The 24,665-nt window shown below is 72.8% G+C and carries 19 protein-coding genes; 12 read left to right on the top strand and 7 right to left on the bottom strand.

Annotated features, from left to right (window positions below; translation table 11 throughout):
- Positions 1–113: 113 nt before the first annotated feature.
- The gene (locus tag ASD33_RS32410) at positions 114–908 is read right to left on the bottom strand and encodes a hypothetical protein (RefSeq protein WP_056568885.1); all 795 of its coding nucleotides are present in this window, start codon (positions 906–908) and stop codon (positions 114–116) included.
- Between the two features lie 247 nt (positions 909–1,155).
- Here ASD33_RS32410 and ASD33_RS32405 point away from each other — a divergent pair, with 247 nt between their 5' ends.
- Positions 1,156–1,608, top strand: a complete 453-nt coding sequence (locus ASD33_RS32405) for an SRPBCC family protein (RefSeq protein ID WP_056568882.1) — start codon at positions 1,156–1,158, stop codon at positions 1,606–1,608.
- Positions 1,609–1,635: 27 nt separating this feature from the next.
- Here the strand turns inward: ASD33_RS32405 and ASD33_RS32400 are convergent, their stop codons facing one another.
- Complete coding sequence (locus ASD33_RS32400; RefSeq protein WP_242427210.1) at positions 1,636–2,094, bottom strand: Lrp/AsnC family transcriptional regulator; 459 nt, start codon at positions 2,092–2,094, stop codon at positions 1,636–1,638.
- Between the two features lie 76 nt (positions 2,095–2,170).
- Between ASD33_RS32400 and ASD33_RS32395 the strand changes: the two genes are divergently transcribed.
- The 5 genes from ASD33_RS32395 (at position 2,171) to ASD33_RS32375 (ending at position 8,623) form a co-directional block, all read left to right on the top strand.
- On the top strand, positions 2,171–3,091 hold the full coding sequence (locus ASD33_RS32395; RefSeq protein WP_056568876.1) for an SMP-30/gluconolactonase/LRE family protein: 921 nt from the start codon (positions 2,171–2,173) through the stop codon (positions 3,089–3,091).
- A gap of 360 nt (positions 3,092–3,451) precedes the next feature.
- Positions 3,452–4,864, top strand: a complete 1,413-nt coding sequence (locus tag ASD33_RS32390) for a family 2B encapsulin nanocompartment shell protein (protein WP_056568872.1) — start codon at positions 3,452–3,454, stop codon at positions 4,862–4,864.
- Between the two features lie 193 nt (positions 4,865–5,057).
- Entirely contained in the window at positions 5,058–6,404 is a 1,347-nt protein-coding gene (locus ASD33_RS32385; RefSeq protein ID WP_056568869.1) for a family 2 encapsulin nanocompartment cargo protein terpene cyclase, read from the top strand.
- Positions 6,405–6,419: 15 nt separating this feature from the next.
- A complete protein-coding gene (locus tag ASD33_RS32380) occupies positions 6,420–7,304 on the top strand; it encodes a geranyl diphosphate 2-C-methyltransferase (protein ID WP_056568866.1) in 885 nt (294 codons plus the stop codon).
- Positions 7,305–7,468: 164 nt separating this feature from the next.
- The gene (locus ASD33_RS32375; protein ID WP_056568862.1) at positions 7,469–8,623 is read left to right on the top strand and encodes a S1 family peptidase; all 1,155 of its coding nucleotides are present in this window, start codon (positions 7,469–7,471) and stop codon (positions 8,621–8,623) included.
- A 119-nt stretch (positions 8,624–8,742) separates the two neighbouring features.
- Here the strand turns inward: ASD33_RS32375 and rox are convergent, their stop codons facing one another.
- Positions 8,743–10,173, bottom strand: coding sequence for a rifampin monooxygenase (rox, locus tag ASD33_RS32370; RefSeq protein WP_056568859.1), 1,431 nt, complete (start codon positions 10,171–10,173; stop codon positions 8,743–8,745).
- 317 nt (positions 10,174–10,490) lie between these two features.
- On the opposite strand from rox, the gene ASD33_RS32365 reads away from it, so the two are divergent.
- Positions 10,491–11,600: a chitinase gene (locus ASD33_RS32365; protein ID WP_056568856.1), complete on the top strand. Its 1,110-nt coding sequence runs from the start codon at positions 10,491–10,493 to the stop codon at positions 11,598–11,600.
- Here ASD33_RS32365 and ASD33_RS32360 read toward each other — a convergent pair.
- Positions 11,597–12,433, bottom strand: a complete 837-nt coding sequence (locus ASD33_RS32360) for a dienelactone hydrolase family protein (RefSeq protein WP_056568852.1) — start codon at positions 12,431–12,433, stop codon at positions 11,597–11,599. The genes ASD33_RS32365 and ASD33_RS32360 overlap by 4 nt on opposite strands.
- A 148-nt stretch (positions 12,434–12,581) precedes the next feature.
- Between ASD33_RS32360 and ASD33_RS32355 the strand changes: the two genes are divergently transcribed.
- Entirely contained in the window at positions 12,582–13,643 is a 1,062-nt protein-coding gene (locus tag ASD33_RS32355; RefSeq protein ID WP_079045126.1) for a helix-turn-helix domain-containing protein, read from the top strand.
- Positions 13,644–13,970: 327 nt separating this feature from the next.
- Positions 13,971–14,627 carry a DUF1684 domain-containing protein gene (locus tag ASD33_RS32350; protein ID WP_056568848.1) on the top strand — a complete coding sequence of 219 codons (657 nt, stop codon included), beginning with the start codon at positions 13,971–13,973 and terminating at the stop codon, positions 14,625–14,627.
- Between the two features lie 282 nt (positions 14,628–14,909).
- Here ASD33_RS32350 and katG read toward each other — a convergent pair whose 3' ends face one another.
- The 3 genes from katG to ASD33_RS32335 form a co-directional block, all read right to left on the bottom strand.
- Positions 14,910–17,099 (bottom strand): catalase/peroxidase HPI, encoded by a 2,190-nt coding sequence (gene katG, locus ASD33_RS32345; protein ID WP_056568845.1) that lies wholly within the window; start codon positions 17,097–17,099, stop codon positions 14,910–14,912.
- Between the two features lie 379 nt (positions 17,100–17,478).
- Complete coding sequence (locus tag ASD33_RS32340) at positions 17,479–19,053, bottom strand: mucoidy inhibitor MuiA family protein (protein WP_056568840.1); 1,575 nt, start codon at positions 19,051–19,053, stop codon at positions 17,479–17,481.
- Positions 19,054–19,059: 6 nt separating this feature from the next.
- Positions 19,060–21,156, bottom strand: a complete 2,097-nt coding sequence (locus ASD33_RS32335; RefSeq protein ID WP_079045125.1) for a DUF4139 domain-containing protein — start codon at positions 21,154–21,156, stop codon at positions 19,060–19,062.
- A 319-nt stretch (positions 21,157–21,475) separates the two neighbouring features.
- Here ASD33_RS32335 and ASD33_RS32330 point away from each other — a divergent pair, with 319 nt between their 5' ends.
- The 3 genes from ASD33_RS32330 to ASD33_RS35645 all read left to right on the top strand — a co-directional run bounded on the left by ASD33_RS32330 (position 21,476) and on the right by ASD33_RS35645 (position 24,658).
- Positions 21,476–22,954, top strand: coding sequence for a glutamate-cysteine ligase family protein (locus ASD33_RS32330; RefSeq protein WP_056568837.1), 1,479 nt, complete (start codon positions 21,476–21,478; stop codon positions 22,952–22,954).
- Between the two features lie 105 nt (positions 22,955–23,059).
- On the top strand, positions 23,060–24,340 hold the full coding sequence (locus tag ASD33_RS32325; protein WP_056569010.1) for an MFS transporter: 1,281 nt from the start codon (positions 23,060–23,062) through the stop codon (positions 24,338–24,340).
- Between the two features lie 159 nt (positions 24,341–24,499).
- Positions 24,500–24,658, top strand: a complete 159-nt coding sequence (locus ASD33_RS35645; RefSeq protein WP_157870108.1) for a hypothetical protein — start codon at positions 24,500–24,502, stop codon at positions 24,656–24,658.
- Positions 24,659–24,665: the final 7 nt, after the last annotated feature.

Genomic DNA, 24,665 nt, shown 5'->3' with positions numbered 1-24,665 from the left:
ACATCACCCGCAGCCGCCTCGGACGCCTCACCCGTCAAGGCTTCCTCACCCAGCCCGGACGAGGCCGCTACCAGAAACGGACTTAACGCCCTCTCAGGGACGCGCGCCGCCGGTCAGGGCGCCGCCGGGCCGCCGCCACCCGCTCCCGCGACGGACGCGGCATCGGACGAGTCCGTCGCCCGGAGCAGTCTCAGGAAGGCCTTCAGGCCCGTGATGATCTCCTCGTTGTCGGTGAGCCGGTTCACCGTCGCCTCGAACTCCCTCGCGAGCGCCGCGATCCGCCGGTCGGTCTCGTCGGCGCGCCCGTGGGCGGAGAGCCCGACGGCGTCCACGGTGCGGCGCAGCTCCGCGAGGGCCCGGTACTGCTCGTCCGCCTTGCCGTCCAGCACCGCGCCCCCGCTCTCCAGGGCCGCCACCCGGGCGGTCAGCGCCACCACGTCGTCGCGCGGGAACGTCACTTCCCGCAGCAGCACCCGGAGCCTGCGCCGCAGCTGCCCGAAGTACGAGCCCGCCGGTCGGAAGAACGTGCTCAGGAGGAAGAAGCCGGCGAACCAGTAGCCCGCGGCACGGCCGGTCGCCGCGGCGACGGCGAGCGCCACCGCGGCCGTCACCACGTGCCCGGCCACGGCGACCCGCAGCATCACACGGGCGATGCGCCGCGCCTCACCGTCCCGCTCCCCGGCGACGGCGATGCCCTTCTCCCGGCTGACCGTGATCTCGGCCAGCACCGCGTGGGCGCGGAAGTACAGATTCCACGGGGCCGTCAGCAGGAGCAGTAGCCAGAGCAGGCCGAGGGTGCCCGCTCCCACGGCCAGTACGGTCCCGGGCGGCACCCCCACCGCGTACGCCAGCACCAGTGCGCCCACCGCGAGCCCCGCGGCCACGAACACGCCCACGACCTTGCTCATGCCGCCCCCTCCACGCCGATTCCCCGACCTGGCGCCATGGTCCCGCCGCCGGCGGGGCAGGGCATGAGTACCGCTACTCAGATCCCGTGACGCCCCCGTCCGCCGGGCCCGTCCGCCATTGCCGGGGCCTCCCCGTCCGTGGGACCATTTGTACGAAGCGCCAACGAGCCCCGCGTCGGGGAACGCTTCGAGGGACGCGCCGAGGAACACGTACCGGCCGGGACTCCTGTGGGACGAAGAGGGCATCATGCCTGTCATCACGGAAACCATCGACATCTCCCGGCGGCCGACGGAGGTCTTCTCCTACGTGACCGACCCGACGCATCTGCCCGAGTGGCAGGAGAGCGCCGTCTCGGTCCGCAGGATCGGGAACGAACCCCTGGCGGTCGGCTCCAAGGTCGCCGTCACCCGGAAGCTCGGACGGCGGGAGTTCACCGCTACCATGCAGGTCATCGAACTCGACCCGCCGCGGTACTGGCACGTGCACGGCATCGACGGACCGGTGCGCGGCGACATCCAGGGCACGATCGTGCCGCTGGACGACGGCGAGCGCTCCCGCGTGACACTCTCCCTCGACTTCGAGGGGCACGGCATCGGCAAGGCCATCGTCCCCCTGGTCGTCCGGCCGCACGTGCGCAAGGAGATGCCGAGGGACGAGCGGACGCTCAAGGGCATCCTGGAGAGCGGCGCGCCCGCCTGACGAGCGAACGGGACCGGCCGGGAACGGTCAGAGAGCGGAGACCGGCCGCTCGAAGAAGGTCTCCAGGGACACCGTCGCCTGGGTGCCGCTCACGCCCTCGATCGCGTACAACCGCCGCAGCACGTCCTGGAGTTGGACCGTGGTGGCGGTACGGACCTTGACCAGGACCGAGGCGCTGCCCGCGATGACGTGCGCCTCCTGGATCTCGGGGATGGCGGCGAAGGCCTCCGCCGAATCCCCCATCCAGGCGGTCGAGTCGACCATGACGAAGGCCAGGACGTCCCGCCCGAGCGCGGCCGGGTCGACCTCCACGGTGGTCCGCCGGATCACGCCGCGCTCCCGCAGCTTCCGCACCCGCTCGTGCGCCGCTCCGGCCGACAGGCCGACCGCCCGGCCCAGCGCGGTGTACGCCTGCGCGGCGTCCCGCTGGAGCTCCGCGACGAGCGCCCGGTCCGTGCTGTCGAGTATCCCGTCCGTCATTCCCATGCCGGAACCATACCCTGTCCTGTCATACTGAGATCGTTTCGAATTTCATTCAGTAGATCGAGGGCAGGGGTGGGTCATGACCGGCGAAATCGACGTCGATCCGTATGTGATTCTGGACGAGCGCTTCCGCACCGGACGCTGCGCCTTCGGGGACGCGCGTCTCGAACGGCTCCACAGGGGCTGCCGCTGGGCCGAAGGGCCGCTCTACCTCCCCGCCTGGCGGCAGCTGATCTGGAGCGACATCCCCAACGACCGCCTGCTCCGCTGGGACGAGGTCACGGGGGCGGTCGGCGAGTTCCGCAGTCCGGCCGGACACGTCAACGGCAACACCCTCGACCGCGAGGGCCGGCTGATCAGCTGTGAACAGGGGAACCGGCGGGTGACCCGCACCGAGCACGACGGGCGCGTGACCGTCCTCGCCGACCGCTTCGAGGGCAAGCGCTTCAACAGCCCGAACGACGCGGTCGTCCGCTCCGACGGCTCGGTCTGGTTCACCGACCCGGACTTCGGCATCACCAGCGACTACGAGGGCCACCGCGCCGAGAGCGAGATCGGCAGCTGCGACGTCTACCGCATCGACCCGGTCACCACCGAGGTCCGCCGCGTCGCCGACGGCTTCGGCGGCCCCAACGGCATCGTCTTCTCGCCCGACGAACGGCAGTTGTACGTCGCCGACACCCGCGGCCGCCGGATCCGTGCCTTCGACGTGCGCGAGGACGGCACCCTCTCCGACGGCACGGTGTTCGCCGAGCGCGCCCAGGGCGGCTTCGACAACATCCGCTTCGACGACCGGGGCCGGCTGTGGGCGGCCGCTCTGGAGGACGGCGTCCACTGCTACGACCCCGACGGCACCCTGATCGGCCGGCTGCGGGTCCCCGAACCGGTCTCCAACATCGCCTTCGGCGGGCCGAAGAACAACCGCCTGTTCATCACGGCCACGAGCTCGCTCTACTCCCTGGTCATGAGCGTCACCGGGCTTCCCCGCGTCGCCCGCTGACCCGACATTCGGGGCTCCGCCGCCGGGTGCCGCCCGGAGCCCCACCCACCTGATCCGGCCGCCCCTCCATGGAGGGGCGGCCGGATCCGTACGTGCGCGAACGCGCGGCCCGCCTCCGCGCATCAGAGGGCTCTCGGCCAGGCCGACCGAATACCGCTGTTCGCGCACTTAAACCTCCTACGGACCAAGATCCCCGAATCGAGGTAATGCCCTCGATCTGATGGAGTACCCGGCGGTCACCGCCCGTTACTGTTCCCCGGGATCTGGACGGATTCCCAGAGATTCCTCCCCCTTTCTCCTCATTCCGATCGGCACAGTCATGCGCCGGTCAACACCCCCCTCCCAAGGAGAGCCCGCCCCATGAGCGTTGACACGAGCCCGGACGCACAGCTGGAAGCGCCGAAGCAGTCCAGCCTGAGCACCGCGGCTGCCCGGAACCTCGCCACCACGACCAAGTCCGCCCCCCAGATGCAGGAGATCAGCTCCCGCTGGCTGCTGCGGATGCTCCCCTGGGTGGAGACCAAGGGTGGCGCCTACCGGGTCAACCGCCGACTCAGCTACACCGTCGGGGACGGGCGCATCGAGTTCGTCCAGGACGGCGCCCACGTCCGTGTGATCCCCCGCGAGCTCGGCGAACTCGCCCTGCTGCGCGGCTTCGAGGACGAGGAGGTGCTGAACGTCCTGGCCGGCCGCTGCGTCCAGCGCGACTTCAGCGCCGGAGAGGTGCTCGTCGAGCGCGGCACGCCCGCCGACGAGATCTACCTGATCGCCCACGGCCGCATCAACCAGACCTCGGTCGGCAAGTACGGCGACGAGGTCGCCGTGTCCGTCCTCGCCGACGGCGACCGCTTCGGTGAGAACGCCCTTCTGGACGCCGACGCCCGATGGGACTACACCGCCACCGCCGAGACCGCGGGCACGCTGCTCACCCTCTCCCGCGCCGAGTTCGCCGCCGTCCAGGCCTCGGCGCCGGCCCTCCAGGCCCACCTCGAGGAGTTCAGCTCGCTGCCCCTCCAGCGGCAGAACCGCCACGGCGAGGCCGAGATCGCGATGTCGGCCGGCCACACCGGCGAGGTCGCGCTGCCGGGCGCCTTCGTCGACTACGAGCTCAAGCCGCGCGAGTACGAACTCTCCGTCGCCCAGACCGTCCTGCGGGTCCACACCCGGGTCGCCGACCTCTACAACGGACCGATGAACCAGACGGAGGAGCAGCTCAGGCTCACCGTCGAGGCGCTGCGCGAGCGCCAGGAGCACGAGCTCGTCAACAACCGCGAGTTCGGCCTCCTCCACAACGCCGACTTCAAGCAGCGGATCCAGACCCACTCCGGCCCGCCCACCCCGGACGACCTCGACGAGCTGCTCTGCCGCCGCCGCGGCACCAAGCTCTTCCTCGCCCACCCCAAGGCCATCGCGGCCATCGGGCGCGAGTGGAACGCCCGCGGCCTCTACCCGGACACCGTCGACCTCGACGGGCACCGGGTCCCGAGCTGGCGCGGGGTGCCGATCCTCCCCTGCAACAAGATCCCCATCAGCCAGGAGAACACCACCTCGATCCTCGCGATGCGTCTCGGCGAGGACAACCAGGGCGTCATCGGTCTGCGTCAGACCGGCCTCCCGGAGGAGTACGAGCCCGGCCTCTCGGTCCGCTTCATGGGCATCAGCGAGCAGGCGATCATGTCCTACCTCGTCACCACGTACTACTCCGCCGCCATCCTCGTGCCCAACGCGCTGGGCGTGCTCGAGAACGTGCAGATCGCCCGCAGGCGCGACTAGGGCCTGTCGTCCCACTCCCGCCTGCCCCGCCGGGCGACGGCGGGACCGTGACGACACGCCCTGGGGCCCGGCCGGCCCCGGCGGTGACGCCCGGCGGCCGCCCCGGCGGCCGTCACGGTCCGGATCCTCCCGGGCCCCGGCCGATAGCGCCCGGGGTCCGGGACAGTCCACCCATCTCACCGAGGAGTCACGGATGCCCGAACCCGGGCCTTCCCCTCTGCAGTCGAGCCTGCCCTCCGCCGCGGCCCACTTCGGGGCGCACGTGCTCGCCCAGTTCCACACCGCGACGCCCGTGGGGGAGGGGGCCGTCGTCGCCACCCCGGCGACGGCGGCCCCGGTCCCGCCGGTCGCCGCCCCCGCCGCGCCGGCCGCCGCTCCCGCCCTGCCGGGCGCCCCCTCCCGCCCGTCCGCCGCGGCCGTCGGCGTACCCGCTCCGGAGGCCCCGGCCCCGGCGTGGGTCCTGAGCGGTCCCACCGGACTGGGCACGGCGGCCCTGTCCCTGGCCAGGCGGCCGGAGCCGCCGGTCGCACCGGAACCCCCGGCGCCCGCGGCCCCGGTCCAGGGCCGGCCGATCCCGGGCCTCTACTTCCACCCCGTCGCCGAGCCCGATCCGGTACGGGTGGACGAGGTCAGCCGCAGGATCAAGGACTGGGCCCTGGACGAGGTCCAGCTCTACCCCGACGACTGGGAGGGCGAGTTCGACGGCTTCCACGTCGGGCGCTACATGGTGGCCTGCCACCCGGACGCCCCGACTGTCGAGCACCTGATGATCGCCACCCGCCTCATGGTCGCCGAGAACGCCGTAGACGACTGCTACTGCGAGGACCACGGCGGTTCGCCCATCGGCCTCGGCGGGCGGCTGCTCCTCGCCCACACCGCCCTCGACCCCCTGCACACGACGAAGGAGTACCAGCCGCAGTGGGCGGAATCGCTGTACGCCGACGCCCCGCGCCGCGCGTACCGCTCCGCCATGGAGTACTTCGTCCAGCAGTCCACCCCGTCCCAGGCCGACCGCTACCGGCACGACATGGCCCGGCTCCACCTGGGCTACCTCGCGGAGGCGGCCTGGTCCGAGACCGACTACGTGCCGGAGGTGTGGGAGTACCTGGCGATGCGCCAGTTCAACAACTTCCGCCCCTGCCCCACCATCACGGACACCGTCGGCGGCTACGAACTGCCCGCGGACCTGCACGCCCAGCCGGCCATGCAGCGCGTCCTCGCCCTGGCCGGGAACGCCACCACCATCGTGAACGACCTCTACTCGTACACGAAGGAACTCGCCAGTCCCGGCACCCATCTGAACCTGCCCGTGGTGCTCGCCGACCGGGAGGGCCTCTCCGACCGGGACGGCTACCTGAAGGCCGTCGAGGTCCACAACGACCTGATGCGCGACTTCGAGGCCGAGGCCGCCGCCCTGGCCGAGGCCTGCCCCGTCCCGAGCGTGCTGCGCTTCCTGCGGGGAGTCGCCGTGTGGGTCGACGGCAACCACTACTGGCACCAGACCAACACCTACCGCTACAGCCTGCCCGACTTCTGGTAAGAAACGGAATCATCTGTGACCAGCACCGAGTTCACCACTCTCAACGGTACCTCCGCGTTCGTCCCGTCCCCGGCGACGCCGTACCAGGGTGACATCGCCCGCTACTGGAACGCCGAGGCCAGGCCGGTGAACCTACGCCTCGGTGATGTGGACGGCCTCTACCACCACCACTACGGCATCGGCGCCGTCGACCACGCCGCGCTCGGGGACACCGAGGACAGCGAGTACGAGAAGAAGCTGATCGCCGAGCTGCACCGGCTGGAGTCCGCGCAGGCCGAGGTCCTCCTGGACAACCTCGGCACCATCGGCCGGGACGACACGCTGGTGGACGCGGGCTGCGGCCGCGGCGGTTCGAGCGTCATGGCCCACCAGCGTTTCGGCTGCAAGGTCGAGGGCGTCACCCTCTCCTCGACGCAGGCCGACTTCGGCAACCGGCGCGCGAAGGAACTGGGCATCGACGACCACGTCCGCGCCCAGGTCTGCAACATGCTCGACACGCCCTTCGAGAAGGGCAGCATCGCCGGCTCGTGGAACAACGAGTCGACCATGTACGTCGACCTCGACGACCTCTTCGCCGAGCACGCGCGCTTCCTCAAGGTCGGCGGCCGCTACGTGACCATCACCGGCTGCTGGAACCCGCGCTACGGCCAGCCCTCGAAGTGGGTCTCCCAGATCAACGCGCACTTCGAGTGCAACATCCACTCCCGCCGCGAGTACCTGCGCGCCATGGCCGACAACCGCCTGGTCCCGCAGGCCGTCATCGACCTGACGCCCGACACGCTGCCGTACTGGGAGCTGCGCGCCACGTCGTCGCTGGTCACCGGCATCGAAGAGGCGTTCATCGAGTCGTACAAGGACGGCTCCTTCCAGTACGTCCTGATCGCGGCCGACCGGGTCTGACCGGACGCCACCGACCGAAGGGCCGGACCCGTCGAACGACGGGTCCGGCCCTTCGGTCAATCTCCGTGCGTGGTATGGACCTGACAAGTGGTGGGTCGCTAACGTGACCGGAGCGCTGTTCTGAGAGCGCTCTCAGAGTCAGTTCCCCCCACTAGGAGGCCCCTGTGACACGCATACCCACCCTCCGCACCGCCGCCGCGGCCCTCTTACTCACGCTCGGGCTCACCGCCGGGGTCGGTGCCGGTCAGGCCGCGCCCGCGAGCGCCGCCCCCGCCGACGGGGCACCCCGCGCCTCGGACGGACTCCTCGACGCCATGCGCCAGGACCTCGGCCTGACGGAACGCCAGGCCGAAGCGCGACTCGACGCGGAACGGGTCGCGACGCGCGTGGAGTCCGCAGTGCGCACAGCAGCGGGCGGCTCGTACGGCGGCTCCTGGTTCGACCCCGGCACCGGACGCCTCGTCGTCGCCCTCACCGACCGTACGGAGGAGGCCGAGGTCCGCGCGCTCGGCGCCGACACCCGGCTCGTCCGGTACGGTGCGGGCGCGCTCGACCGCGCCAAGGGCCGACTCGACGCCCTCACCGCCCCCGCCGGAATCGCCGGTTGGCACGTCGACCCCCGCGCCAACAGCGTCGTCGTGACCGTGGTCGGCTCCGAGCGCTCCACACCCGCCGTCCGTGCCTTCGTCGAGAAGGCCCGCGCCGTCGGACCCGTGACGGTGGCCGAGACGTCCGCCGCGCCCCGTACGTACGCCGCCGGAACCGTCGGCGGAGATCCCTACTACACCGGCAACGTCCGCTGCTCCATCGGCTTCTCCGTGCACGGCGGCTTCGTCATCGCCGGGCACTGCGGCGGCGCCGGTGCGGCCGTACGCGGCTGGGACGGCTCCGCGATGGGCACCTTCCAGGGCTCCTCGTTCCCCGGCAACGACTACGCGTACGTGAGCATCCACAGCGGCTGGTGGACGGTCCCGGTGGTGCTCGGCTGGGGCACGATCCCGGACCGGCTCGTCCGCGGCTCCGCCGAGGCCCCGGTGGGCACGTCGGTGTGCCGCTCCGGTTCCACGACGCACTGGCACTGCGGCACGGTCCTCGCGAAGAACGAGACCGTCAACTACAGCCAGGGCGCCGTGTACCAGATGACGAAGACCAGCGTGTGCGCCGAGGGCGGCGACTCCGGCGGTGCCTTCATCAGCGGGGACCAGGCGCAGGGCGTCACCTCCGGCGGATGGGGCAACTGCTCGACCGGCGGCGAGACGTGGTTCCAGCCGGTGAACGAGATCCTGGGCCGCTACGGGCTGACGCTGCACACGGCCTGACGCTCACTCAGCCGCAGCCGCAGCCGCAGCCGCAGCCGCAGCCGCAGTGGCACGGCATCGGCTCTGCCGGACCCCGCCCGGCCCGCGTCCCCGGGCCGGGCGTACCGGCGGACCCGGTGTCACGCGGTGCGGGCGTCTCCGAACCACCGGGGCAGGTGCGCCGCCAGGTCCTCCTGGTCCTCGCCGACCCATGCCACGTGGCCGTCCGGGCGCAGCAGGACCGCCGGTGCGTCCAGTTCCCCGCTGACGTCGACGACGTGGTCGACCCGGTCCTCCCAGCCCGCCACCGAGAGGCGGCCCGTCTGGTCCAGGAGCAGTCCGCGCCCGGCGTGCGTCATCCCGTAGAGGTGGCCACCCTTCAGTTCCACGTCCCGCAGGCGCCGGCCGAGGAGTTCGTGGCCCTCGCCCATGTCGTAACGGACGGCGATGGCGGTGATCTTCTCGATCAGGTACCGGTTCACCTCCTCGATGTTCACCAGTTCCGTGAGGAGACGGCGTACGGCCTGGGGGCCCGGTTCCGTCGACATCAGCTGGATCTGCGCGCGCGTGTTGTCGAGCACGTCGGCGGCGACCGGGTGGCGCTCGGACTCGTAGGTGTCGAGGAGTCCCTCGGGCGCCCAGCCGGCCACCTCGGCGGCGAGCTTCCAGCCGAGGTTGAACGCGTCCTGGATGCCGAGGTTGAGCCCCTGCCCGCCGGTCGGCGGGTGGATGTGCGCGGCGTCGCCCGCGAGCAGCACCCGGTCGACGCGGTAGTGCTCGGCCTGCCGGGTGGCGTCGCCGAAACGGGAGAGCCAGCGCGGTGAGTGCGCGCCGAAGTCGGTTCCGGCGAAGGCCCGCAGCTGCTCGCGGAACTCGTCGAGCGTCGGTGTGGCGCCACGCTCCTCGGCCACGCCCTCGGCGGGCACGATGACCCGGTACACCCCGTCCGCCAGCGGCATGGCACCGAACCGCTGCTGGGTCTTGCGGACCTCGGCGATCACGGCGTTGAGCTCCTCCGGCGTGACGTCGAGCTCCATCTCGCCGAGCAGGGTCTCGACCCGGGAGGGCTCGCCGGGGAAGGCGACGCCGAGCAGCTTGCGCACGGTGCTGCGGCCGCCGTCGCAGCCGACGAGGTACCGCGCGCGCAGGTGCGTGCCGTCGGCCAGTTCGACGGTCACCCCGTCGGCGTCCTGGCTCAGCCCGGCCAGCTCGCAGCCGCGGCGGATCTCGGCGCCCGCCTCGACGGCGTGCTCGCCGAGCAGACGCTCGGTGTCGGCCTGGGGGATGGCCAGGACGTACGAGTGCGCCGTGTCCATCCGCTCGGGCCACGCGGGGGCGAGCCCGGCGAAGAAGCCGCCCGCCCGGATCTGCCGGCCGAGGGCGAGGAAGCGCTCCAGGAGGCCGCGCTGATCCATCACCTCGATGCTGCGCACGTGCAGGCCCTGGGCGCGGGACTGCACGGTCGGCTCCGCCTCCTTCTCGACGACCAGCACCTCCACGCCGTGCAGCCGCAGTTCACCGGCCAGCATCAGACCGGTCGGTCCGCCACCGGCGATGATCACGTCGATCATGAGAAAAGCCCCGTTCGAGAAGTCGTATGGTCCGCAAGGGCACATAGTCCGCGAATCGATGAACATCGCAGGTAGTGGCTTTGCCCGCAGATTCTGACCCACGACGGGGGCCTTGCCGCAAGGCCCCCCTTGCGCTATATCTTGATAGTGGCAGGGAGTCCCAGACGTCCTTGCCTTTTTGTTGCCCGTCCGCCGTGGGGTCGTCCGGCGGGGACAAGGGCGCTCCGGGGTGGTTGACGAAAGGTCTGGACCAACTTACGGTCTGCTGGAACGCGCGCCATGCCTAGGACCATCCCCCCACGTCCCCAGGAGCACGCATGTCTGGCCTCCGGATCCCCCGTGTCCTCGGAGCGGGTCTCGCCACCCTGCTCGCGGCAGCCGCCCTCGCCGCCCCGGCCTTCGCCACCCCCGCCTCTCCCACCCCCGCTTCCGCCTCTTCCCCGGACTCCGTGTCGTCCGCGTCCGCCTCGGAGACCTGCGCCCTCAAGCCCAAGCCCGCCGGGAAGGTGCTCCAGGGGTACTGGGAGAACTGGGACGGCGCGGCCAACGGCGTCCACCCGCCCTTCGGTTGGGCGCCCATCGACGACCCGCGCTTCGCCGCCCACGGCTACAACGTCATCAACGCCGCCTTCCCCGTGATCCGTTCGGACGGCACGGTGCTGTGGGAGGACGGCATGGACAGCACCGTCCGGGTCGCCACCCCGGCGGAGATGTGCCGGGCCAAGGCCGCCGGCGCGACCCTCCTGCTGTCGATCGGCGGCGCCGCCGCCGGGATCGACCTCAGCTCCCGCGCCGTCGCCGACCGGTTCATCGCCACCGTCGTCCCGATCCTGCAGACGTACAACTTCGACGGCATCGACATCGACATCGAGACCGGCCTCGTCGGCAGTGGCAGCATCGGCACCCTCTCCACCTCCCAGGCCAACCTGGTGCACATCATCGACGGAGTCCTCGCCCGCATGCCCGCAGGCTTCGGACTCACGATGGCCCCGGAGACCGCGTACGTCACCGGGGGCAGCGTGGCCTACGGCTCGATCTGGGGCGCGTACCTGCCCATCGTCAAGAAGTACGCGGACAACGGCCGCCTGTGGTGGCTCAACATGCAGTACTACAACGGCAGCATGTACGGCTGCTCGGGCGACTCCTACTCCGCCGGTACCGTCGCCGGTTTCGTCGCGCAGACCGACTGCCTGAACAAGGGTCTCGTGATCCAGGGCACCACCATCCGGGTGCCGTACGACAAGCAGGTCCCCGGCCTCCCCGCCCAGCCGGGCGCGGGCGGCGGCTACATGGCGCCCTCCGCGGTCGCCCAGGCCTGGAACCACTACGGCGGCGCGCTCAAGGGCCTGATGACCTGGTCGGCGAACTGGGACGGGTCGAAGAACTGGACCTTCGGCGACAACGTCAAGGCCCTCCAGGGCCGTTAGGCCGGTTCCCGCTGCGGTCCGGGGTTCCCGTGCGGGTGCAGGCGGTCGGCGAGGAAGGCCAGGATCTCGTCGCGGGCCCGGACCGTGGGATGGCCCGCCTCGTCGACGAGGTGGGCGGTGACGACGCTGTGCGGGGTGCCGACCATCTCGCGGAAGAAGGGCGGCGGGGCCGGGTTGGCGGCGCCGTCCGGGAGGACGCGCCCGTCGAAGGCCTCGCCGAGCAGTGCGCGGTAGGCCGCGAAGCGCTGTCCCGTGCACCAGCGGTCGCCCTCGAAGCGGTAGGCGAGGACGGTGAGTCCGTCGCGGGCGAGCCGGTCGCGCACCGCACGGGCGTCCGCCTCGTCGAGTTCGAGTCCGCCGGGGTCGTCCAGCGGCAGTGACGGGTGGTTGACGACCGGCGCGATCACCGACGGCTCCAGGGCCATGGTGAGGGCGAAGTTGCCGGTGAAGCACAGGCCGATCGCACCCACCCCGGGCCCGCCGCACGCGGCGTGGGCCTGACGCGCCAGGCCGCGCAGCCAGAGCGTCACCGGACTGGTGCCGCCCCCGGCGAAGGCGCGGAACTCGGCGCTGACGCAGGCGCGGCGGATGACCTCCTGGCCGCCGTCAACCGTGGGGAAGGCGCCGTCCGTCCCGAACAGGGACGGCACATGGACGGTGAAGCCCGCGTCCCGCACCCAGCGTGCCAGCCGCAGGACGTCGGGACTGATGCCCGGCATCTCGGGCAGCACCACGACGGCGGGCCCGGCCCCGGCCACGTACACCGTCTTCTCCACCCCCTCCACGGTCATGTTCCGGCGGCTGAAGTCGTCGATCGGATCGTCGTCTCGCATGCGGCCAGCCTGGACCTGCGGGCGGTGATCGCGTGAGGGGCGGGATCGCCTTGGTCGGGGGTAATCTCGCCACGCGGGGGCAGCCGAAGCAGGCGAGGGCGCGCGAGCGGTACGGGCTCGGGGCCGGGGGAGCGGGAGGCGGCGGGCGATGGCGGAGACGACACGGCACACGGGGGAGAGCGCCGGGGAGGACGCCGTACGCGCGGACGCCGACGCGGGTGCGCTGCGGATCGGGATCCTGGCCTATCCGGAGTGCTTCGCCTCCGAAGTGTTCGGTGTCCCCGACCTGTTGACGATGGCCGGACACATCGCCGGACCGGACGCGCCCGGCTACGGGGTGACGGTCGTCTCGCCCCGCCGTCGGGTCGTCGCCTCGGGCGGCGCGGTCCTCGACGTACGCCCCCTGCGCGAGGTCGACGTCCTCGTCGTCCCCGGCTTCGAACTGCGCCTGAACGCGGACCTCGACGAACGGCTGGCCCGGCTCGCCCCCGAGATCGCGGCGATCCGCGCGCAGGCCGCCGCCGGCACCGCCGTCGTCTCCCTCTGCGTCGGCGCCTTCCTGCTTGCCGAGGCCGGGCTCCTCGACCGGCGCCGGGCCACCACCTCCTGGCTGCACGCGGGCGAACTGGCCAGGCGCTGCCCGGAGGCCGACGTACGGCCCGAGCACCTGGTCGTCACCGACACGGGCGTGACGACCACGGCCGCCTTCAGCGCCATGTACGACTTCGCGATGGACCTGATCCGCCGCCACAGCGGAGCCGGGGTGGCGCGCACCACCGCACGACTGACGCTCGTCGACGACGCCCGGACCTCCCAGACCCCGTACGTCGACCCGCGACTGCTCCCGCAGCCGGGCCGGGAGTTCTCCCAGCGGGTCATGCGGCGGCTCGACCAGAACCTCGCCGAACGGTACGACCTCGCCGCGCTCGCCGACGCCTTCCGGGTCAGCACCCGCACCCTGCTGCGCCGCTTCGGCGAAGAGACCGGACACAGTCCGCTGGCCCATCTGCAGGCCTCCCGGGTCCGCCGCGCCCGCCACCTCCTGGAGACCACCGACCGCACGGTCGCCGCGGTCGCCGCCGCCGTGGGCTACCAGGACCCCGGCACCTTCGCCACGCTCTTCGCCCGGCACACGGGCCACCGCCCGAGCGCCTACCGGACCGCCTTCCGCCGCACGGCCAGGACGCCGGACCCGAACGACGGCGTCTAGGGGATCGTTCATTGGGGAAGAACACCGCACGGCGGTTCGGGAGTTGTGCTTTGCTGGTCGCATGACCCTGCTCGTGACGCGTCGGCACGTGGACTACGTGCGCGTCACGACCACGTCCTGTTCCGGCTGACACCGAGGCCCTCGTCCCGGCAGCCGGCCGTCGCCCACGCGACCACCGTGTCCCCGTCACACCTTGAGCGCGCCCCTCGGGCGGACCCGTGCGGAACCTCCGTACGGACCCGTCGTCGTCTTCGGCGCGAGCGGCCTCCCCGTGCAGTGATCCCACGCCACGCGTCCACACGCGCGTGCACCACACCCGGAGGACCCATGAGCATCCCCAACACCCCCGAGCCCCCCGCCGTGACCGACCGGTTCACCGAGGAGTGGGAGGAGTGGCACCGGGACAAGGACGCTCGGCTCGCCGCCGAGCACGGCAGTGTCGACGCCGTCTGGGGCGACGCCGTGATCGAGGTCGCCAGGCGCGGCGGCCACGACGTGGTCCGGCCCCGGCACCCCGGGCATCCGCTGCGGGTCGCCTTCGCCGGAACGCCCGCGTACGCGCCCGATCCGCGCTGGGCGGTCACCGGCCGGTACGTACCCTTCGCCGAACCGCGGCCGACCACCGTCGGCGCGAGCGTCGAGGGCCTGAAGCACGTGTACGACGCCCCCGGGCAGATCGAGTTCCGGCTCGACGGGCGGGAGCTGAGCCTGACGGCTTTCAACGGGTACACGCCCGGCGGGTTCACCGTCCTCTTCACCGACGCCACCTCGGGCGTCACCACCTACGCCGCCAACCGCTCCCTCCGGATCGACGCCCCGGGGCCCGACGGCACCGTGCAGCTCGACTTCAACCGCGCGACCAACCTGCCCTGCGCCTACACGGACTTCGCGACCTGCCCGCTGCCGCCGGCCGAGAACCGGCTCCCCGTGGCCGTCGAGGCGGGGGAGAGGATTCCGCACGAGCGGGGGTCCGTCACGTCGTGAGCTCATGAGCACGTGACCGGGTGACGCCGGGGCCCCGGCCGCCGGCATGCGGCCGGCCGGGGCACTGCTCTCGGACCGGGGGCCCCGCTCTTGGGTCAGAGCGCCGCTCACAGGCCGGAGCACCGCTCACGGACCAGCGCGGTGGCCTCGGTCGAGAGCGGCGCTCTCGGACCGGGGCGACAGACCCCGTTGTGAGCGGTGCTCTCGGACCGGGGCGACGGTCCTCATCGCGAGCGGTGCTCTCCGACCGAGCCGGCGCTCTCCGTTGCGAGCGCCGCTCTCTCAGGCGAGGTCGAACCGGTCGAGGTTCATGACCTTGTCCCACGCCGCCACGAAGTCGCGGACGAACTTCTCTCCCGCGTCGCCCGACCCGTACACCTCCGACAGGGCCCGCAGCTGGGAGTGCGAGCCGAAGACGAGGTCGGCGGCCGTGGCCGTCCAGCGGACCTCGCCCGTGGCGCGGTCCCGGCCCTCGTAGACGTTCTCGGTCGCCTTCGCCGGCTTCCACTCCGTGCCCATGTCCAGCAGGTTCACGAAGAAGTCGTTCGTCAGCGCCCCCGGCCGGTCGGTGAACAGGCCGTGCCGGGACCCGGCGTGACCGGTGTCCAGGACCCGCATGCCGCCGACCAGGACCGTCATCTCCGGGGCGGTGAGCGTCAGCAGGTTCGCCCGGTCCAGCAGCAGGGTCTCCGGCGAGAGCTTCTCGCCCGCCCTGAGGTAGTTGCGGAAGCCGTCCGCCCGGGGTTCGAGCACGGCGAAGGACTCGACGTCGGTCTGTTCCTGGGAGGCGTCCGTACGGCCGGGGGAGAACGGGACGGTGAGGGCGTGCCCGGCGTTCCGCGCCGCCTGCTCGACAGCCGCGCAGCCGCCCAGGACGATCATGTCGGCGAGCGAGATCCGCATCCCGCCGGACTGCGCGTCGTCGAACTCCTGGCGCAGCCGGTCCAGGGTCTCCACGGTCCGGGCCACCTCGGGCAGGGCGTTGACCTCCCAGTCCTTCTGCGGCGCGAGCCGGAGACGGGCCCCGTTGGCCCCGCCGCGCTTGTCGGTGCCCCGGAAACTCGCCGCCGCCGCCCAGGCGGTGGTGACCAGCTGGGACAGCGAGAGCCCCGAGGACAGGACCGCGCTCTTGAGCGCGGTGACCTCGGCGTCCCCGACCGTCGGGTGGTCGACCTCGGGGACCGGGTCCTGCCACAGTTGGGGCTCGGGGATCCACGGGCCGAGGTAGCGCGACAGGGGACCCATGTCACGGTGCAGCAGCTTGTACCAGGCCCTGGCGAACGCGTCCGCGAGCCGTTCCGGGTTCTCGTGGAAGCCCTTGGCGATCGGACCGTAGACCGGGTCCAGCTTCAGCGAGAGGTCCGTCGTCAGCATCATCGGGGCATGCCGCTTCGACGGGTCGTGGGCGTCGGGCACGGTGCCCTGGGCCGAGGCGTCCGTGGGGGTCCACTGCTGGGCGCCGGCCGGGCTGGTCGTCAGCTCCCAGTCGTAGCGGAACAGGTTGTCGAGGTAGCCGTTGTCCCACTTCGTCGGCTCGGAGGTCCACGCGCCTTCGAGGCCGCTGGTGAGAGCGTCGGCGCCCTTGCCGCTGCCGCAGGTGTTCCGCCAGCCGATGGCCTGCTGCTCGATGGGGGCGGCCTCCGGCTCCGGACCGATGCAGGAGGGGGCGACCGCGCCGTGACACTTGCCGAAGGTGTGGCCGCCGATGATGAGCGCGACCGTCTCCTCGTCGTTCATGGCCATCCGCCCGAAGGTCTCGCGGATGTCCCGGGCGGCGGCGACCGGATCCGGATTTCCGTTCGGGCCCTCGGGGTTGACGTAGATCAGGCCCATCTGCACGGCGCCGAACGGGCCGGTCAGGTCGCGGTCGCCGCTGTACCGCTCGTCACCGAGCCAGGTGTCCTCGGGGCCCCAGAAGACCTCCTGGGGCTCCCAGATGTCCGGCCGGCCGAACCCGAAGCCGAAGGTCTTGAACCCCATGGATTCCATCGCGCAGTTGCCCGCGAACACCAGGAGATCGGCCCAGGAGATCTTCCGGCCGTACTTCTGCTTCACCGGCCAGAGGAGACGGCGGGCCTTGTCGAGGCTGGCGTTGTCCGGCCAGCTGTTGAGCGGGGCGAAACGCTGCGCGCCGGAGCCGCCGCCGCCCCGCCCGTCCTCGATGCGGTACGTGCCCGCCGCGTGCCAGCTCATCCGGATGAACAGCGGCCCGTAGTGGCCGTAGTCGGCGGGCCACCAGTCCTGCGAAGCCGTCATCACCTCGAAGACGTCGCGCTTCAGGGCCTCGACGTCCAGGCTCGTGAACTCCGCCGCGTAGTCGAAGTCCTCGTCCATGGGGTCGGACAGGGGCGAGTGCTGGTGGAGCACCTGGAGGTCCAGCTGGTTGGGCCACCAGTCGCGGTTCGTCCTGGGCCGGGTCTCCGTGGGGGTGGGGGAAGGGATTGCCGGGTTCTCGCTCTCGCTGCCGGACACGTCCGTCCTTCTTCCTGTCGCGGTGGTTCCGTCCGCCGGCCGCCCTCCCGGCACCGGCTGCGCCACCGGTGGCGCAGCCGGTGGCGGCAGCGTCTTCGGTGTCGGGCGCGCGACGCGGCGTCCGTATGGTCGCTCACGGCGGACCGCACAGCGGAGAGAACACGCGGAGGCAGCACAAGGCGACGGTGAGTCACCCCCGGACGCGGGAGCGGGCGGCGCCGGACCTCGGAGTACCGGCACCCCCAGAACTCCGGCGGACCTCGGAGCACCTGCGGACCTCAGAAATTCGGCGGACCTCGGAGTACCGGCGCCCTCAGAGGCCCGCGCCCTCGGAGCACCGGCGTCCTCGGAGCCCGGCCGGTCTCACATCCGGGCGACCTCAGAGCCCGGCGACCTTGGCGCTCGCCGTCAGCTCGTAGACCAGCGTGACCGTACGGCGGCCGCCCGGCGGGAGGGTGACGTCCCAGCGGACGATGCCCTCGGCGTCGACCGCGTCGGGCGCCGGAGAGCAGGCCTCCTTGCGCAGCCGTACCTCCACCGCCGACACCTCGGAGACCGGGATCCGCTCCCGCAGCACGACCGTGCGGGCCTCGCGCTCCCCGGGAGCGGAGAACCGGGACACGTGCAGCCGGACCGTGCGCGTGACCACGGTCCGCTGCGTCAGCCCGGTCGTGTCGCGGGACTCCTCGGTGCGCCGGACCACCCGGTGGTCGTCGCCGCTGCCGAAGGCGAGCTCGGCGGGGGCGCCGGGCGCGGTGAAGTCCAGGGTGCCCCGGCCGCTGAAGCCGCTGCCCCTGACCAGGTCCACGGGGCCGGCGAGCAGTGCGTGCCCCGACCGGTTGTCGAACCGCACCACCTGGGTGACCAGCGGGGACAGCTCGGGTGAGCAGCCGTACTCGCTGCTCGTGACGGTGGTGAACGCGGACAGCGGCACCCGGTGGGCGCGGCCGTCGGAGGGCACCGAGACGGGCGTGGGGGAGTGCAGCACGCGGGTCTCGCCGCCGTCGTCGACCCCGGGGAGACCGAGCACGGAGGCCGCGGGGCCGAGCGTTCCGATCTCCTCCTCGCGCAGCTCCACGTCGACGGTACGGCGCTCCGCCGCCGTGCGGTCCTTGAGCGTCAGCCGGTCCTCACCGAGGCGCGGGGGATCGGTGGCCAGCGCCGAGCGGGCCGTCGACAGGGTCAGGCGTACGTCGGACCAGTCCTCGCCGGTGCGCTGCCAGACGACCGCGTCGGTCTCCAGGGTCAGGGCGTCCCCGTCGAGCACGGCCCGGTAGGCGGGACGCCACAGGGCGCACGGGGTGAGATGGCTCAGCCGCAGCCCGACCGGTCCGGCGGCGGAGACGTCCAAGGTCAGCTCGACGTGGGCCACCAGCTCGGCGGGCTCCTCCTCGGCCAGCTCCATGACCCGCCGGACCTCGGCGAGTTCCTCGGCGAGCGAGTCGAGCCGGGCGTCGACGGTGCGGAGCCGTTCGCCGTAGGTCTCGCGCTCGGCGTCGACCCGGTCCAGTTCGGTGGCCCAGCGGGCTCCCTCGGACTCGCCGTGACCGGCGCCCTCGCGGATCTCCCGGAGCAGGTCGGTGCTGAGGCGGCCGAGCAGGTCGAGCCGGGTGTGGAGCCGGTCGCGGCCCTGTTCCAGGCCGCCCCGCTCCTCCTCCAGGGCGTGGACGCGGTGGCGCAGGGCCGAGTCCTCGTCGGCCGGGGGACGCGGACCGCGCGGCGTCCACGCGCGGACGATCCGGGCGTCGAGCACTGTGGCCGGAGGGCCCGAGGCCGGTTCGGCGTGGAGCGTACGGTCGACGGCGGTCGCGCCGATCGGCCCGAGGCGCAGCCGCTGGACCCCGGCCGCCAGGTCGAGGACGACGACGCGCTCGATGTGGGCGCGGTCCTCGAGGCAGGTGACGGCGGTGACGGGGAGGGGGGTGACGGGGACGGTCTTCGTGGCCGTGGACATGGTGTCTCAGCTCCTGCGGTTGCCGCCGACCAGGGCTTTGCCGGCCGGGATGCGGATCTCGTAACGGCCGTCGAGGACGGTGGTGGCGCCGGCGGGCAGCTCGACCCGCCAGACGCGGGTGCCCGGGGCGTGCTGTTCGGGACCGGCGCCGTCCTCCGGAGCGGTCCAGTCGGCGTCCTCCTCGATCCGGACGTCCGGATCGGAGGTGACCGGCACACGCTCGCGGACCTCGACGCCGACGGGCCCCGCGAGCCCGTTGGCCAGTTCCACGTGGACCTGGTGGTCGAGCACGGTCACGTTGTTGCGCAGGCCGGCGGTGGACTCGCGCAGGTTCGCGCGACGGGTGACCCGGATGCCCTCGGCCGGCCCGAGCCCCACCCGGCTGACGCCGCCGGGGGCGAGCGTCGGCAGCGCGGCGGTCAGCAGGAACTCGTCGTCGACGGTGACCTCGACCGGACCCGCGAGGAGAGCCTGGCCCGTGGCGTTGGAGAGCACGAGCGTCGCGTACACGGTCTGTTCCACGGAGGGCGCGCAGACGTACTCGGTGCGCAGGCCGACCGGGATCTCCGCGACGGTGACGGTGTGCCAGGTACCGTCCGAGGGGACGTCGACGCGGGCGACGGCGTCGAAGCGGTGGTCGAAGGAACCGGCCGACTCGCGCGGGCGCACGGCGTGTCCGGGCAGCGGCAGCGAGGCCACCGTCTCGGCGCGGCGGCGGTACTCGGCGGCCACCGCGTCGAAGCCCGTCCCGGGGAACAGCCGTCCCCGGCGCTCGCCCGGCCCGTCGGGGCCGCACAGAACGAGGGAGGCGTAGTCGAGGTCGTCCCCGCTCGGCTGCGGCGGACCGGGAACCGGCGGCGGGGGCGGCGGCACCGGCATGGCGCCGGGCGGAGCGGGAGCGGCTGCGGCGAGGGCCGGCGGCGGCTCCCCGAAGCCCCTGGGTGCCGAGGGTGCGGAGCGGCGGGCGCGGGTGGTGGCGGGCGGTGCCGCACCGCCGAAGGGTTCGGGGGCGGAACCGTACGCGCCACCGGGAACAGGGAGCCCCGTCGGCGGGGGCGGCGGCGGGTACGAGTCCTGGGCGGCGCTCGCGGCGCCGACGCTGCCGCCGGGCGCGCGGGCGCCTGCGGGAAGGGGCCGGGGGCCGACCGTCTCGTACCCCGTGAAGAGGTCGGCGAGGCCGGTCGGAGGCTCGCGCCAGCCCGACGGCGCGGGGGCTTCCTGACGTCGGCCGATCCTGATCGAGCGGAGCTTCGGCAGATCGGTGCGGCGCCGGAGGTCGGCGGTGGCCAGGGCGAGGCGTACCCCGGTCCAGTCCTCGCCGGTGCGCTGGGCGACGGAGGCGCGCAGCACCAGCCGTCCGGTGCCGTCGCCCTGACGGTGGGTGAGACGGTACGCGGGGACCCAGACGGCGCCCGGGACGCCGTACTCCACTTCCACCTCGACCTCCTCGTCGGCGGATCCGCCGACGAGGGTGAGGACCGCGGAGACCGTCGTCTCCACGTGTGCCGACGGAGTGTCGCCGGAAGCGCGGGACAGCCGGTCGGAGGCGACGGCGAACGCGTGATCGGCCTGCTCCAGCGCCTCTTCGAGCGCGTCGAGGCGGCTGTGCAGCGCGGTCAGGCGGGCGTCGACGAACGAGGCGAGTTCCAGCCAGGCGTCGACCGGGGTGCGACGGTGCGGGTCGTCGCGCTTGCGGGCCGGGGCCACCGGGTGCAGCCCGCCGACCTCGGTGATGAGGCCCAGTTGCCGGTCCCGGCGGCCCCGCGCGGCCGCCGCCTCGTCGCGCAGGCGCTCCACCTCGTGCCGCAGGGCGTCGCGCGTACCGTCGTCCGTGTCGAGCGGCTCGGCCCCGACCTCGATCCGGGCTTCGGTCACCCGCGCGCCGGAGGCGCCGAGGACCCGGGCCCGGAGCGAGCCGGGATCGAGGGTGCGGGGGAGCCCGGTCACCCGTACCCGGCCGTCGGACGGCACGGTGCCCCGGGCCAGCCGGCGGCAGAGCGCGCCCTGCGCGTACACCACGACCGAGTCGAGGGCCGAGCCCCAGGTCCGTGGCGTGCCCGTCGCCCCCGCCGTGTCCGCCGTCCGTTCCGTACCGGCCGTCATCGCCCCGCCCCCGTCCTGCCCCGCCCGGTCCGGACCGGGCCCCACAGCGTCCCTTCCGGCGAAGCCTACGCCGGGGCGGCCGGGGGGCGGGTGGCAGCCGGAGGATCGGAGGCGGGGACCGCCCCCGGACCAGCCACGGAAGGGCCGGGTCCGGAGCCGGGGCCCCCCGGACCTGCCCCGGAAGCGCCTGGTCCGGGCGCGGGACCAGGCGCGACGCGAGGAGATACGAGGGCGCCGGGCCGGGCTTCGGTGGTTGCCCGGCCCCCGGAGTGGGACGCTGAGGGGTGGGGGTCCGTGCCGCCGAGACCCGGAGGGACCGATGGGACGTGATGTCCCGGCGCTGGAGTTCACCCGTGAAGACCGTCGCCGGTTCCGGAACAAGATGCACACCTGCCTGGACGTGTTCGCGCGGATGCTGCGCGAGGCGCGCTTCGACTTCGAGCGGCCGCAGGTGGGTCTCGAGATCGAACTGAACCTCGTGGACGGCGCCGCCGAGCCCGCCATGCGCGGCCCGGACGTCCTGGCGGCCGTCTCGGATCCCTCCTGGTCGACCGAGCTCGGCCGGTTCAACCTGGAGATCAACATCGAGCCCCGGCGGCTGGCTGCGGGCGGTCCCGACTCCTGGGAACGGGAGATCCGCGGCGCGCTGAACCACGCCGAGGAGAAGGCGGCGGCGATCGGCGCGCACCTGGTCATGATCGGGATCCTGCCGACGCTGGAGCTGAAGGACACGGGACCCGACTCGCTGTCCGAGAATCCCCGCTACCACCTGCTGAACGAGCAGATCTTCGCCGCCCGGGGCGAGGACCTGCTCATCTCGGTGGACGGTGTGGAGCGGCTGCGGACCTACGCCGAGACGATCACGCCGGAGGCGGCGTGCACCAGCACGCAGTTCCATCTGCAGGTCGCGCCGGACGAGTTCGCCGCGTACTGGAACGCCGCCCAGGCCGTGGCGGGCGTGCAGGTCGCGCTGGCGGCGAACTCGCCGTTCCTGTTCGGCAAGGAGCTGTGGCGCGAGACGCGCGTCCCGCTGTTCGAGCAGGCCACCGACACCCGGCCGGACGAGATCAAGGTGCAGGGGGTCCGGCCGCGGGTGTGGTTCGGGGAGCGCTGGATCACCTCCGTCTTCGACCTCTTCGAGGAGAACGCGCGGTACTTCCCCGCCCTGCTGCCGCTCTGTGACGACGAGGACCCCGAGGAGACGCTCGCGCGCGGCGGAACCCCCGCGCTCTCCGAACTCACCCTGCACAACGGGACGGTCTACCGCTGGAACCGGCCCGTGTATGACGTGGCCGACGGCGTCCCCCACCTCCGCGTGGAGAACCGGGTCCTGCCCGCGGGCCCCACGGTGGCGGACGTGCTGTCGAACGGCGCCTTCTACTACGGCCTGGTCCGCGCCCTGGTCGACGAGGACCGGCCGGTCTGGTCGCGGATGTCCTTCGCGGCGGCGGAGGAGAACCTGCACACCGCCGCGCGGCACGGCATCGACGCGCAGCTGTACTGGCCGGGGGCGGGCGAGGTCCCGGTGACGGAGCTGGTGCTGCGGCGCCTGCTGCCGCTGGCGGACCGGGGCCTGGAGCGGATGGGCCTGGACGCGGCCCGGCGGGAACCGCTCCTCGGCGTCATCGAGCAGCGGTGCGTCACCGGCCGCAACGGCGCGGTGTGGCAGGCGGAGACGGTCCATCACCTCCAGGACCACGGGCATGTGGACCGGCACGAGGCCCTGCGGAGGATGACGGAGCAGTACGTCGCGTACATGCATCTGAACGCACCGGCCCACACCTGGCCGGTGGACTGACGGGGACGGGCGAGCAGGAACCGACCACGGGCGACCGCCGACTGCGGCGTACCCGCGTACCCGCGTACCCGCGTAAGGAGGGCGACGGCGGGGCAGGTCGTGATCATGACAGAACTGCTTCCTCCGCTCGCGCCCCCGCGCCCGTTACGGCAGCTCCTCGCCGCCTCCGTCGGCAACGCCGTCGAGTGGTACGACTGGTACGCGTACACCTTCCTCGCCGTCTACCTCGCCCACCAGATCTTTCCCCCGGGGTCCGGCAACTCCCTCGTCCCGCTCCTCTCCACCTTCGCCGTCTTCGCCGTCGGCTTCTTCATGCGGCCGGTCGGCGGGCTGCTCATGGGCGCCGTCGCGGACCGCCGCGGCCGGCGGACCGCCCTCACCGTCACCATCCTGCTCATGGGCGGCAGCAGTCTGCTGGTCGGCCTGACCCCGACGTACGCCACCGCCGGTGTCCTCGCCCCGGTCGTCCTCGTCGTCGCCCGGTTGCTGCAAGGCCTTTCCGTGGGAGGGGAGTTCGCGGCCTCGACCACCTTCCTCGTCGAGTCGGCGGGACCCGGCCGGCGCGGCCTGTTCTCCTCCTTCCAGTACGTGTCCACCTCCGCCGGGCAGCTCGCCGCGTCCGGCATCGCAGCCCTGCTCGTCGGCACGCTCGGCGAGGACCGGATGAACGGTTGGGGCTGGCGCGTCCCCTTCCTGCTCGGCGCGCTCCTCAGCCTCGCCGGGTTCTGGATCCGCCGCGGCGCGGAGGAGACCCGGAGCGCCGCCCAGCGGGAGGCGCCCCGCCCGGGGCTCTTCGACGCGCTGCGCCACCACCCCCGAGCCTCGCTGCTGATCTGCGGCATCACCGCCGGCGGCACCCTCGCGTACTACACGTGGACCTCCTACCTGCCGACGTACGCGGTGCTCAACACCGGCCTCGACAAGGCCGACGCGCTGCTCGCCGGGACGCTGTCCCTGGCGTTCTTCGCGCTGCTGCAGCCGGTCGGCGGCCTGCTCTCCGACCGCTTCGGCCGCAAACCGTCCCTGCTCTTCTTCGGGATCGGCTTCGCCGCCCTCGGCGTGCCCCTGCTCCGCGCGCTCGACGGCTCGTTCCTCTCCCTCCTGCTCGTGCAGTGCGCGGGCATGGTGCTCCTGACCGGCTTCACCTCGATCTCGGCCGCCGTGAACGCCGAACTGTTCCCGGCCCGGGTGCGAGCGGCCGGGATCGGCTTCCCGTACTCGCTCACCGTCGCCGTCTTCGGCGGCACGGCCCCGTACGTCGGGACGCTCTTCAAGGAACTGGACCTCCCCGGGCTCTTCCCCTGGTACGTGGCGGCCCTCTGCCTCGTCTCCTCCGCCGTGTACCTGCGGCTGCCCGAGACGGCCCACCGGCCCCTCGACCGCTGACGGCGATCACCCAGCCGCCCTCCCGACGGCTCCGGTCCCGCCCGTGGGCGCCGCATCACCCGGTCGGCCCCTTCGCCTTGCCGGGGCGGCGCCCGGCGGGTTCCGTGGAGACGAACCGTGCGTCGAAGGGCCGGAGCCGCAGGAGAATCGAGGTCGCCCGTGCCCGAACACCCCCCGATCGCCGGCCACGGGCTGATCGGCGACCTCCAGTGCGCCGCCCTGCTCGACTACGTGGAGGCGCTGGCACGGGCCGGCCGGCTCGACCACGCCCGCTACGCGATGGACAAGATGCTCACCTACGCCGCCGAACGCTACTGACGGGGGG

Source organism: Streptomyces sp. Root1304, assembly GCF_001426405.1.
In the GTDB taxonomy this organism is placed as follows: Bacteria; Actinomycetota; Actinomycetes; order Streptomycetales; family Streptomycetaceae; genus Streptomyces.
Note: the sequence above shows the minus strand (reverse complement) of the source record. Positions and strands in the feature narration are given on the sequence as shown.

Bases quoted from the DNA above. Each gene is read 5' to 3' on its own strand.
- ASD33_RS32400 (WP_242427210.1), bottom strand. From the start codon at position 2,094: ATGGGAATGACGGACGGGATACTCGACAGCACGGACCGGGCGCTCGTC.
- ASD33_RS32335 (WP_079045125.1), bottom strand. From the start codon at position 21,156: ATGACGGCCGGTACGGAACGGACGGCGGACACGGCGGGGGCGACGGGC.
- ASD33_RS32340 (WP_056568840.1), bottom strand. From the start codon at position 19,053: ATGTCCACGGCCACGAAGACCGTCCCCGTCACCCCCCTCCCCGTCACC.
- ASD33_RS32395 (WP_056568876.1), top strand. From the start codon at position 2,171: ATGACCGGCGAAATCGACGTCGATCCGTATGTGATTCTGGACGAGCGC.
- ASD33_RS32390 (WP_056568872.1), top strand. From the start codon at position 3,452: ATGAGCGTTGACACGAGCCCGGACGCACAGCTGGAAGCGCCGAAGCAG.
- ASD33_RS32330 (WP_056568837.1), top strand. From the start codon at position 21,476: ATGGGACGTGATGTCCCGGCGCTGGAGTTCACCCGTGAAGACCGTCGC.
- rox (WP_056568859.1), bottom strand. From the start codon at position 10,173: ATGATCGACGTGATCATCGCCGGTGGCGGACCGACCGGTCTGATGCTG.
- ASD33_RS32350 (WP_056568848.1), top strand. From the start codon at position 13,971: ATGAGCATCCCCAACACCCCCGAGCCCCCCGCCGTGACCGACCGGTTC.
- ASD33_RS32360 (WP_056568852.1), bottom strand. From the start codon at position 12,433: ATGCGAGACGACGATCCGATCGACGACTTCAGCCGCCGGAACATGACC.
- ASD33_RS32325 (WP_056569010.1), top strand. From the start codon at position 23,060: ATGACAGAACTGCTTCCTCCGCTCGCGCCCCCGCGCCCGTTACGGCAG.
- ASD33_RS32355 (WP_079045126.1), top strand. From the start codon at position 12,582: ATGGCGGAGACGACACGGCACACGGGGGAGAGCGCCGGGGAGGACGCC.
- ASD33_RS32365 (WP_056568856.1), top strand. From the start codon at position 10,491: ATGTCTGGCCTCCGGATCCCCCGTGTCCTCGGAGCGGGTCTCGCCACC.
- ASD33_RS32405 (WP_056568882.1), top strand. From the start codon at position 1,156: ATGCCTGTCATCACGGAAACCATCGACATCTCCCGGCGGCCGACGGAG.
- ASD33_RS32385 (WP_056568869.1), top strand. From the start codon at position 5,058: ATGCCCGAACCCGGGCCTTCCCCTCTGCAGTCGAGCCTGCCCTCCGCC.
- ASD33_RS32410 (WP_056568885.1), bottom strand. From the start codon at position 908: ATGAGCAAGGTCGTGGGCGTGTTCGTGGCCGCGGGGCTCGCGGTGGGC.